5 protein-coding genes are annotated in these 11,667 nt (G+C 72.8%); 2 read left to right on the top strand and 3 right to left on the bottom strand.

Features of this window, described 5'->3' with window-relative positions:
* Positions 1 to 39: 39 nt before the first annotated feature.
* Positions 40 to 5,034 carry an amino acid adenylation domain-containing protein gene (locus tag ACLQ2W_RS14895; protein ID WP_425786919.1) on the bottom strand — a complete coding sequence of 1,665 codons (4,995 nt, stop codon included), beginning with the start codon at positions 5,032 to 5,034 and terminating at the stop codon, positions 40 to 42.
* A gap of 770 nt (positions 5,035 to 5,804) precedes the next feature.
* Here ACLQ2W_RS14895 and ACLQ2W_RS14900 point away from each other — a divergent pair.
* Complete coding sequence (locus tag ACLQ2W_RS14900; RefSeq protein ID WP_425786920.1) at positions 5,805 to 7,532, top strand: hypothetical protein; 1,728 nt, start codon at positions 5,805 to 5,807, stop codon at positions 7,530 to 7,532.
* A gap of 93 nt (positions 7,533 to 7,625) precedes the next feature.
* Here the strand turns inward: ACLQ2W_RS14900 and ACLQ2W_RS14905 are convergent, their stop codons facing one another.
* Both ACLQ2W_RS14905 and ACLQ2W_RS14910 read right to left on the bottom strand, forming a co-directional pair.
* A complete protein-coding gene (locus tag ACLQ2W_RS14905) occupies positions 7,626 to 9,380 on the bottom strand; it encodes a hypothetical protein (RefSeq protein WP_425786921.1) in 1,755 nt (584 codons plus the stop codon).
* 438 nt (positions 9,381 to 9,818) lie between these two features.
* Positions 9,819 to 9,956: a hypothetical protein gene (locus ACLQ2W_RS14910; protein WP_425786922.1), complete on the bottom strand. Its 138-nt coding sequence runs from the start codon at positions 9,954 to 9,956 to the stop codon at positions 9,819 to 9,821.
* A 446-nt stretch (positions 9,957 to 10,402) separates the two neighbouring features.
* On the opposite strand from ACLQ2W_RS14910, the gene ACLQ2W_RS14915 reads away from it, so the two are divergent.
* Positions 10,403 to 11,587, top strand: coding sequence for an NAD(P)/FAD-dependent oxidoreductase (locus ACLQ2W_RS14915; protein ID WP_425786972.1), 1,185 nt, complete (start codon positions 10,403 to 10,405; stop codon positions 11,585 to 11,587).
* Positions 11,588 to 11,667 lie beyond the last annotated feature (80 nt).

An 11,667-nucleotide genomic window follows, 5' to 3' on the forward strand; every position in this document is an offset into this window, starting at 1 on the left:
CCTGGTGGAATCTCCACCAGGCCCGGTGCGTTTCCGCGTTCAGACCGCGTTGACGCGGGCGTCGGGCTCGGGCGCGTCGGCCGCCGACGCGTGGCTGGTGACGCCCTTGACGGAGGGGTTGGCGAGGAACGCCTTCAGCCCGATCTTGATGTCGAGCTGGTCCTCCAGCCGGGCCAGCAGGATGGCGGCGAGCAGGGAGTGGCCGCCCAGGTCGAAGAAGTTGTCGTCGACCCCGACCCGGTCGACGCCCAGGGCCTGGGCGAACAGGTCGCACAGCACCGACTCGCGCGCCGTGCCGGGCGCCTGGCCGCTGGCCACCGCGCTGTAGTCCGGCACCGGCAACGCGCGCCGGTCCAGCTTCCCGTTCACCGTCAGCGGCAACGCGTCCATCACCACCACCGCCGACGGGACCATGAACTCCGGCAGCGTCCGCGCGATCTCCTGCCGGGCCGCCGCCGGGTCCACCCGACCGCCGGGCGTCGGGACCACGTACGCCACGAGCCGCCGGTCACCGGGACGGTCCTCCCGGGCCACCACCGCGGCCTGGCCCACCTCCGGCTGCGCGACGAGCACCGCCTCGATCTCGCCCGGCTCGACCCGGAAGCCCCGGATCTTCACCTGCAGGTCGACGCGTCCCACGAACACCAGCAGACCGTCGGCGTTCCACCGGACCAGGTCGCCGGTGCGGTACATCCGCTCGCCCGTCTCGAACGGGCAGGCCACGAACCGCTCGGCGGTCAACCCGCGTCGGTTCATGTACCCGCGCGCCATGCCCGCGCCGGCGATGTACAGCTCACCCGTCACGCCCACCGGCACCGGCCGCAGGCTGTTGTCGAGCACGTACAGCCGCATGTTGGCCATCGGGCCGCCGATCGGCACCGGCTGCGCCGCCTGCTCGTCCGAGAACTCGGTCATCGCGTGCAACGTCGTGAACGTGGTCGACTCGCTCGGCCCGTACCCGTTCACCATCAGCACGCCCGGACACCGCTCGACCACCCGCCGCACCGCGGTGCCGGACACCGCGTCGCCGCCGACCACCACCATCCGCAGCCCGGCGAGCGCCGACGGCTGCTCCGCCGCCACCGCGTCGAACAGCGCCGACGTGAGCCACATGGCCGTCGGGGCCGCCCAGGCGATCACCTCCGCCAGGCGGGAGATGCTCATCTCCTCCGGCGGCGCCGCCACGTGCGTGCCGCCGCGCAGCAGCGCGATCCACAGCTCGTACGTCGAGATGTCGTACGAGTGCGGCGAGTGCACCAGCATCCGTTCGTGCACGCCCTCCGGCCACCCCGGATCCCGCACCATGTCCACCACGTCCTGGTGGGTCACCGCGACACCCTTGGGCACCCCGGTCGACCCGGACGTGAAGATCACGTACGCCAACTGGTCCGGGTGGATCTCCGCGTCCCGGAAGTCCTCCCGCACCCCGGTGGCGGCGTCCCCGGCGGTCGCCAACAGGATCGGCGCCCCGTCCGGGCGCACCCGCTCGGCGAGGTCCGTCAGCTCCTCGTCGCACAGCACCGCCACGGTGCCCACGTCGCCGGCCACGAACGCGATCCGCGACTCCGGCCAGCTCACGTTGACGGGCACGTACACGCCGCCCGCCTTCAGGACCGCCAGCAGCGCCACCCACAGCTGCGACGACCGCCGCATCACGACGAGCACCCGCGACTCCGCGGTGACGCCCGCGTCCACGAGCATCGCCGCCAGCCGGCTGGACCGCTCGTCCAGCTCCCGGAAGGTCAGGCTCGTCCGGCTGTCGACCACCGCGACCGCGTCCGGGTTCCGGGCCACCTGCGCCGCGAACACCCCGGGCACCGTCGCCGCCTCCACCTCGAGGGCGGTGTCGTTCCACCGGTGCAGCACCAGCTCCCGCTCGGCCGGCGTCAGCAGGTCCAGCTCGCTGATCCGCCGGGTCGGGTCGGCGGCGGCCTGGTCCAGCAGTCGCGCCAACCGGCCGCCGAGGGCGTGCACCGTCGACTCGTCGAACAGGTCCCGGGCGTACTCGAACGAGTAGCGGATCCCGGCCGGCGAGCCGTCGGCGTCGTACTCCGGGCGGAAGAACATGCTGAGGTCGAACTTGGCCGTCTCACCGGCCAGCGACTCGGCCCGCGCCTCGAGGCCCGGCACCTGCCACTGCTGGCTGGTGTCGTCGTCGATGGTGAGCATCACCTGGAACAGCGGGTGCCGCGAGGCGGACCGGACCGGGTTGAGCTCCTCCACGAGGCGCTCGAACGGCACGTCCTGGTTCGCGAACGCGGTCAGGTCCAGCTCCCGCACCCGGCCCAGCAGCTCGCCGAAGTTCGGATCCCCGGACAGGTCCACCCGCAGCACCAGCGTGTTGCCGAAGAACCCGACCAGATCGTGGAGCGCCTCGTCGGTGCGGCCGGCCACCATCGTGCCGATCGGGATGTCGGTGCCCGCACCGGAGCGCGACAGCAGCATGGCCAGCCCGGCCTGCAACACCATGAACACCGTCACCCGGTTGGCGCGCGCCACCTCCTCGAGACCGCGGTGCAACCCGGCGTCCAGCTCCAGCTCGACCAGGCCGCCACGATGCGACGGCTGCGGCGGGCGCAGCCGGTCGGCCGGCAGGTCGAGCTGGTCGGGCAACCCCGCCAGCGCGGAGCGCCAGAAGTCGAGCTGCCCTGCCAGCACGCCGTCGGAGTGGCGGTCCTCGCCGAGCAGCCGGCGCTGCCACAGCGTGTAGTCGGCGTACTGCACCGGCAGCGGCGCCCACTCCGGCGCCCGCCCCGCCAGCCGCGCCCGGTACGCCTCGCTCAGGTCCCGTACCAGCACCTCGGCCGACCAGGCGTCGCTGGCGGTGTGGTGCATCACCAGCACCAGCACGTGCTCGGTGGGTCCGGTCCGGAACAGCCACGCGCGCACCGGCAGCTCGCCGGCCAGGTCGAAGACGTACCGCACGGCCTGCTCCAGCAGGCCCGGCAGGCTGGCCTCGTCGGCCACCGCCATGGTCACCTGCGGCACCGCGACCGCGGCGTCCACCACCCGCTGGTACGGCTGGCCGTCGGCGACCGCGAAGACGGTACGCAGCGCCTCGTGCCGGCCCACCACGTCCCGCAGCGCGGCCATCAGCGTCTCCGCGTCCAGCCCGCCGCGCAGCCGCCACGCGAACGGCACGTTGAACAACGGGCTCGGGCCGTCGTACTCGTTCATGAACCACAACCGCTGCTGCGCGAACGACAACGGCAGCCGCTCCGGCCGGTCCACCACCCGGGTCAACGGCGTACGCGCGCCGGTCGCCTCCCGGAGCGACCGGGCCAGCGACTGGACCGTCGGATTCTCGAACACCGTCCGGATGTCCAGCTCCACGCCGAGCGCCGAGCGCACCCGGCTGATCAACCGGGTCACCATCAGCGAGTGACCGCCCAGGTCGAAGAAGTTGTCCTCGACGCCGACCCGGTCGACGCCCAGCACCTGCGCGAACAGCTCACCCAGCACCGCCTCCTGCGGGGTGGTGGGTTCCTGACCGCCGGCGGCGGCGCCGAAGTCGGGCGCCGGCAGGGACAGCCGGTCCAGCTTCCCGCTCACCGTCAGCGGCAGCGTGTCCAGCACCACCACCGCGGCCGGCACCATGTATCCCGGCAGCTTGCGGGCGGCCTCCTGCCGCAGCGCCGCCGGATCCACCTGACCGCCGGGCCGGGGCACCACGTAGCCGACCAGCCGCGGGTCGCCGGGGCGGTCCTCCCGCATCACCACCACCGCGCGGCCCACTCCGGGCTGCGCGGCGAGCACCGCCTCGATCTCACCCGGCTCGATCCGCAGTCCCCGGATCTTCACCTGGTCGTCGGCGCGTCCGAGGAACTCCAGTTGACCGTCACCGGCCCACCGGACCAGGTCCCCGGTGCGGTACATCCGCTCCCCCGTGCCGAACGGGCACGCCACGAACCGGTCCGCCGTCAACGCCGGCCGGTTCAGGTAGCCCCGCGCCAGCCCCGCGCCGGCGAGGTACAGCTCGCCGGTCCCCCCCATCGGGACCGGCCGCAACCGGTCGTCCAGCACGTACACCTGCGCGCCCGGCAGCGGACGGCCGATCGGCACCGGGCGGTCGTCCCGCTCGGACCCGGCCGCCAGGTCCCCGGTGGTGGCGGTGGCGTACACCGTGGCCTCGGTCGGGCCGTACGCGTTGATCACCTGGGCGCCGGGCACCGCTGCCCGCACGGCCCGCAGCACCGGCCCGGTCAGCGCCTCGCCCGCCAGCACGACCGTCTGCGCGGTCGCGGACGTCTCCGCGGCGGCGAGCACCCCCGCCATCGCCGACGGGGCGGTGCTGATCAGGCTGCCCGACCAGCCGCCCCGGGCGAGCACCAGCACATCCTGCACCACCTCGATACACCCGCCGCAGGCCAGCGGTCCGAACACTTCGAACACCGACACGTCGAAGCTCAACGACGTCGACGCCAGCACCCGGCGGAACCGGTCCGCGCCGAACGTCGACGCCGCCCACGACACGAACCACGCCGCGGAGTGGTGCTCCACCGTGACGCCCTTGGGCCGGCCCGTCGAGCCCGACGTGTAGATCACGTACGCCGGGTGCCCGGGCAACAGCGGCGCGACGCGGTCCGCGTCGGACACCGCGGTGTCGGGCAGCGCGGCCACCTCGGCCTGCACCGCCGGGTCGTCCAGCATGATCGTCAGCTCGTCGCGCACGCCCGGCTGTCCGCCGTCCGACGCCGCGCCCGACGTGGTGGTGGCCAGGGCGCGCGAGGTGAGGATGGCGGCGGGGGCGGCGTCGGCGAGCATGAACGCGATCCGGTCGGCGGGGTTGGCCGGGTCGATCGGCAGGTAGGCCGCGCCGGACTTGAGCACCCCCAGGACCGCGACGATCATCTCCGCGGACCGTTCGGTCGCCACCGCGACCAGCCGGCCCGGCCCCGCGCCGCGCGCGGCCAGGTACCGGGCCAGCCGGTTCGACCTCGCGTCCAGCTCCGCATAGGACAGCGACACGTTCCCGGACACCACCGCCACGGCGGTGGGGGTCCGGGCTGCCTGCGCCGCGAACAACTCACCCAAGAGCTCCTCCGCCGGAGCAGCAGAATCCGGCGTTTCCTGATCACTGACGCGCGTTGTCACGGCTGCTCCACTCACGCTCGACTTTGATTGGACTGTTGAGCCATATGGCGGTCCGATGCTCTGCTCCGCACCTGAGGCAAGCGGCGCTGGTTCTCGTTATCACGAGAACCAGGTAAAGGACATCGCTCGCTCACACCGGTCGATGACCCAGGATCACACTCTGTTTCCGGCGGCGCATCTCCGGGAGTGCTCGTCCGTCGTTTTGTCCGCAGCGACCCACATCCTGGCAGGTCCGACGGCCAGCGCCGCGGTATGCGTACCGGCCTGCGACATGTCATCACCGCTGCCCCCCGACCAGCCGTCGGACGCGCATGTCCGCCATTGCCCTCGACAATAGGAGACACGTGTGAGCGGTGTCGTGACACGGGCGTTCAAATGGTGTTTCGAGAGGCGCGGTGACTCGCGGCGCCCCATTTTCCGGCTCGAATCGTCAGGCCGGCGCGGCTGCCGTTGAATACGACGGTGAACGGGACCGGCGGCGGGCCCGCGACCGCGCGCGGGCGGTGGTCGACGGGCCGGCCGGCGCCACCCGGCCCGGTCCGGGGCCGCCCCGGACGCCCACCGCCCCACCGGCGTCGCGGACGGACGACATGGAATTCCGTGCCCGCGTTGTCTATGGTGCGGGAGGTGATTGACCGTCGTAACTGCCTGGGACTGGAGTCGCCGGTGTCGATCAGCCTGCGCGGCGTCGTCAGCAGTCAGTGCGTCCGATGAGGACCCGCGTCCACCACGCCGGGACGGTGGCCGTCCTGGCCGCCGTGGCGGTGGCAACCAACACCGCCCCGGCCTGGGCGCGGGCGCACGATCACGAGGCCCCGGCCGGCGTGGCCCCGAGCGGTGGCCTCGCGGTCGTGATCCACTGCCTGAGCCTGCTGGCCACCGCGGCCGCCGTGGCGACGGCCTGGGGCGGCGGCCGGGCGGAGCGGTCGCGGACCTCCGTCGCCGCGGTCGTCGCCGCCGTCGCGGACATCGGCGCGATCCAGGCGTGCGGCACCGCGGTGGTGCCCTCGGTCCTCCTCGCGCTCGGGACGTTGACGCTGCCGTGGCTGGTGACCCGCCCCCGGGCGGCGCTCGCGCTCGGCGCGGTCATCGGCGCGGGTCGCGTCCTGCAGGCCGTGCCGGACGGGTCCCCGGCCCGGGCGCTCACCGCCGTCGGGCTCCTGGCCGCGATGTGCTGTGTGGGCGCGATCTCCGCGATGCTCGCCGGTCGCCGTGGCGCCGGCCCGGTCGCGTTGGGTCCGGTGGCCACCGGGGCGGCGTTGGTCACCGCCGGCGTCGCCACGGCGTCCTGCGTGCGCGGCGAGGTGCGGCTGGACGCCACGCTGCTGTGGTTCACGTTCGGCTGGCTCAGCGTCGCGTACTTCGGGCTCGCCGCCGTGGCGGTGACGGTCGGGCCCGCGTCGCGCCGGCTCCAGGCGGTGACGGCGGCGGCCGCGCTGGTGGCGGGCGTCGGGCTGGTCGGTGTCCCGCTGCCGCCCGCGCCGGCCGACGTCGGGATCCCGATGGTGCGGCAGGTCGACGCCGCCGGCCATCGGTTGCCCGTGCTCGTCACCCCGCAGCGCCCGGGCTGGAACCTCGTCCACGTCGGCGCCGACGACGTGCGGGTCGGCCTCGATCCGGGCCGGCTGGCCGCGGCGGGCGCCCGGCCCGGCACCACCGGATCGTGGGGGCTGGTCCGGCTGCCGGCCGGCCGCAGCCGGCTCTGGCTCGCCCATGGCGGCGCCACCGCCTCCCTCGCCGTCGACACGGGCCGGGCCGGCCCCGGCCCGGACGTGACCACCCCCGACGGCCCCGAGTGCGCCAGCGCGAGCCTGGGAGCCGTGCTCGCCGGCGCCGGGCGGCCCCTGGCGGCCTGTCCGGCCCAGGAGCTGACCGCCGAGGACGCCGACGCGCTGCGGGCGATGGTGTCCTTCATCGCGGGGCGTGGCGTCACCGCGATCTCCGTCCGGTCCGACGACTCGCCCCGGGGCGTCGCGGCCCGGCAGCTCGTCGAGGCCGCCGGTGCCGCCGAGAAACTCCGCGTCACCGACCCCGGCGACCACCCGCTGCTGGTGCTGTCCGGATGGGCGGCGGCCGAGACGACGCTGCGCGCGGTGGCGGCCGACCGGTTGCCCGCGCAGGGCAGCTACCTGGCGCCGTGGCTGCTCACCGGGCCGCTGCTGGCCATCCCGAGCGGGCCGCTGCTGCCGCTGCGCTTCGATGTGCGCGACGACGCCCCGACGGCGTACCTGAGCGAGCTCTCCGAACTGTTCCCGCTCGAACCGCCGACCGGTATCGGGTACCTGACGTGGATGCGTCAGCGCGCCGTGCCCGCCGGGCCGCTGCGCCTCTACGCGGCGGGCCAACTGTTCGTTCCGGGCGCCGGTGGCCACGACCACCAGAGCACCACCTGGGTGCCCCACGGCACCGTCACGGCGGTGAGCGGTCAGTTGCCCTGACCGACCCGCCCGCGCCGCGCCCGGACAGCGGACGAGGCGCAGCGGTCGCTGCGCCTCGTCCGGTTCACTGTCTGTCCGGCGTTTGCCAGCCGGTCAGCGGAGGACCTTGTCGCTGACCACGAACAGCACGCCGTGCGGGCGGGCCACGCCGACGCTGCCGTGCGGCCAGTCCTGGCGGTTGAAGCTCACGCACGGCTGGTGCGTCTGCTCGTCCCGGAACGCGTTGTCGGGGGACAGCACGCCGGCGCGGTCGAAGTCGAACATGCAGATGCGGTGGTCACCGTCGAGGCCGGTCTTGGCGACGAAGTAGTTCGAGGTGGCGACCCGCTCGATGTGGTCCGCCTCCCGGTAGAAGCCGTTCCGGTCCCGGGTGAACATGTCCTGGCTGCCCCAGTGCGGCCCGACGCCGATGTTCGGCGTCACCTTGTCGGCGACCGGCACGACACTGGTCAGGGCCGGGCAGTCGGACTCCGCCCCGCCGGCGGCGACCTCCTCGATCGTGTCGATGTTGCAGGCCGGGTTGGCGCCGGACGCGAGGAGTTTCTGGATGTCGAGCACGAAGACCATGCCGCTGGTGACGTCGCGCGGCAACCGCGGGTCGGTGCCCATCACGGTGTGGATCAGGAACCGGTCGTCGGGCGTGACCTGCAACCAGCTACCGCCGGCATTCGACCCGGTGAGCACCCCGGTCGGATCGAACCTGCGGTACGCCGCCGTGTCGTCGAAGATCTCCCGCCACTTCGGCGAGCGGCTGGTGATGTCGGGGGTGTAGAAGATCGACCCGCCGGCCATCGTGGAGGCGAAGGCGCCCCGGTGCCGACGCTGGTTGGTGAGCGCGTTCTCCATCACCATGCGGTTCTCGTTGACGGCGATCGAGTCGTCCACGCGCGGCCCGTCCGGCAGGTACGACACCGAGCGCAGCTTCGGATTGTTCCGGTTGGTGATGTCCAGGACCCGGATGCTGGTCCGCAGCAGGAGCGGGTCGGTCTCCACGTCGGAGGGTTCGAGGAAGCTCCTGAGCTCGGCGAAGTCGCTCGCGACCAGCACGTTGAGGTCCTCGCGGACCTGGAGCCCGTGCGGGTTGGCGCACGTCGCCGGCGTGATGCTCGGCCGGTTGTGGCAGATCGCCGGGTCCTCGCCGTCCGGCAGCGCCATCGGGATCTCGGCCAGCGTGCGCCCGTCGGCCGACATCCGGACCACCTGGCCGGGCGAGCCGTTGGCGCCGTTGCCGACGCGGACCTGGCCGTTGGTGTAGCGGCAGGGCCCGGCGATGTCGGGGCCGCCGAGGTAGGTGGCGTAGGCGGTGCCGTCGCGCAGGGACCAGAACGCGTCCGGCGCGGAGCCGCACGGCGTGTCGACGGGGAGGTTCACACCGGTGAGTCGAAGCGTCGGCAGGCTCCGCGAGTCGAACACGTAAGCGGTGTCGCTCAGGATGCTCGCGGCGAAGATCCGCTGACCCTTGTGCCAGATGTACTGCATGTGGTGCGGCTCGTTCTGACGTTGCGGACTCAACGTCACGGTGTTGACCACCTGCCCGTACGTCCGCGAGCCCCGCGTCGCGTCGATGACGGCGATGAAGTCCTTGGCCGCCGGGTTCGACGCGTCCGCCGCACCGGCCCAGGCCAGCAGCCACTCACGGGGACCGCCGCGGAACGCCGCCGCCGTGAGGTGGTTGGTGGCGGTGTACGTCCGGTGGTCCGAGCCCTGCACGCTCGAGGACACCTGCGTGACGGCGAAGGCCGTGCTGCCGGGCGCCGCGACCAGGCCCGTGCTGGCCACCAGGACCAGCGCCGCCGCGAGGCTGGCGACACGAGGGAGGTGCAGTCTCGGCACGTGCTGTCTCCACATGGCTTGCTCCTGTCAGGACAAGTCGGCGGTGAGTTGGCTCAGGGGGTCCACTTGACCGGCCGGAATGCCGGCGATGGGCAGCGGGTCGTACGAGGGATCACCCTTGGTGCGCGCACCGCACCCGGCGCCCGTCGGGCCGGACCGGGGTATGTCGAACTCCCGCCGCCGACATCCGGCGGCGGCGAATGTGGGTGCACGTTCCCGTCCAGGGTGATCGCAGTCCGATGGGACGACATTCGACGGGACGCGTTGCGTCGTCCCGTCCGGCGCATAGAGCGTAGACGATATTATCATCGCCGAAAGTTGAGTCAAGGGAATGACGATTGCCGACAGAAGGCGGAGATCAATTGCCCCGGTCGACAGCCTTCGACCATTCCGAACTGGCCATTGACCACCAAGCAGTGGCAAAACGTTCGAGACAGGCGCGGACCGCGGCCGTCACTGCTGCCACGTGCTCGTCGGGCCGGTCGCCGCCGCGTGCGGGGCGGCCCCGCACCGCACCAGGCTGTTCGCGCCGCCGCCGGTGAGCCGGGCCGGCGACGCGGTGTCGCCGAGGCGTTCGGCCAGCCGGAGCACCCGGCACGTGGGCCTCGCCAGATTGGCGACGATCCGCAGCCGGACAAGCCAGTCCGAGGTACGCGAATCTGGGCCAGGTCGGAATCGGGCGCGAATGTCCGCCATCGCCTCCGACAATGCGATACGCGCCGGCGCGACGTCGCGGCACACCCGCTCGAATGTCATTCCGGACGGCGCGGTGAACCCGGAAGGCCCCTTTTCCTGGCGGGCATCATCGGGTAGGGCGACCGCCACCGAATACGACGGCGAACGCGACACCGGTCACCGGGGCCCGGCCGCGCGTGTCGCCCACCCGGCACCGGATTCGGCGGCACCGGCCGCTGCGCGCCGCTTGGGCCCGGTTCGACCTCCGGATCGGGGCGACAGCCGGCGGCAGGTCGGGCACGAGCAGAGTTGGTCGGGCCGGTGACCGGCCCGACGATGGAGTGGTGACCTATGACGCCATTGTGGTGGGGGCGCGTTGTGCGGGTGCCACAACGGCGCTCCTGCTCGCCCGAGCGGGACACCGGGTGCTCCTGCTGGAACGTGCCAAATACCCGAGCGACACACTGTCCACGTTGTACATCCATCAGTCCGGGGTCGAACGGCTCGCCCGCTGGGGCCTGCTCGACCGGATACGGCAGACCGGCTGCCCACCGCTGACCACCGTCAGCTACCGCGTGGCCGACGTCTACCTGCGCGGGCCGGCACCGACGCTGCCGGGTGTGGTCGGCGCCTTCGCTCCCCGTCGATACGTCCTCGACCCCATCCTCGCCGAAGCCGCCGCGGAAGCCGGCGTCGAGGTCCGGGAACAGACGCTGGTCACCGGCCTCACCACCGAGGACGGCCGGGTGACCGGTGTCCGGCTGCGCACCGCGAACGGCGCCGAGACGACCGAACGGGCCAACCTGGTCATCGGCGCCGACGGGATGCGGTCCACCGTCGCCAAGTTCGTCGACGCGCCACACTACGCCGAACATCCCAACCTCACCTGTGTCTACTTCACCTACTGGTCCGGGATTCCGGCCCACTTCGAGATCTACGAACGCACCGGCGGCTGGGTCGCCGCGGTCGGCACCCACGACGACCTCACCCTGATCGCCTCCTACCTGCCCCAGGAGCAGTTCGCGCAGGTACGGCGCGATCCCAAGGCCGCCTATCTGGCGAACATCGAGGCCACGGCACCGCCCCTCTGGGAGCGGCTCGCCGAGGCGACCATGGCCGAGCGCCTCTACGGAACCGGCGACCAACGCAACTTCTTCCGCCAGGCGCACGGCCCCGGCTGGGCCCTCGTCGGCGACGCCGGCCACCACAAGGACTCCATCAACGCGCACGGCATCACCGACGCGTTCCACCAGTCGGAGCTGCTCGCCGCCGAACTCACCAGCGGCGACGACCCGTCGGCCACGATCAACGACCCGGTCCGCCAGCAGGCCGCCCTGGCCCGCTTCGCCAGCGCCCGGGACACGCAGATGAAACCGACCTACCACACCAACCTCGTCACCGCCCGCCTCGACCCCGACCCCCACCTGCTCAGCCTCCTGCGCGCCGTCCAGGACTCCCCGGAACTCACCGAGCGCTACTTCAGCGTGGTCGCCGGCATCCTCTCGCCGGAGGACCTCTTCACCAGGGATCTGCTCGCCCGGCTGTGAGCGGCGGGCGCGGACCCGAGACCGCAGTTGTCCGACAAGAATCAGCGCGCCGGCACCCGACGACGGCCGTGAGCGGCGCG

Source organism: Micromonospora sp. DT227 (genome assembly GCF_049841835.1).
GTDB lineage: Bacteria > Actinomycetota > Actinomycetes > Mycobacteriales > Micromonosporaceae > Micromonospora.

Excerpts from the sequence above, each read along its gene's own strand:
- ACLQ2W_RS14900 (WP_425786920.1), top strand. The coding sequence starts at position 5,805 with ATGAGGACCCGCGTCCACCACGCCGGGACGGTGGCCGTCCTGGCCGCC.
- ACLQ2W_RS14905 (WP_425786921.1), bottom strand. The coding sequence starts at position 9,380 with ATGTGGAGACAGCACGTGCCGAGACTGCACCTCCCTCGTGTCGCCAGC.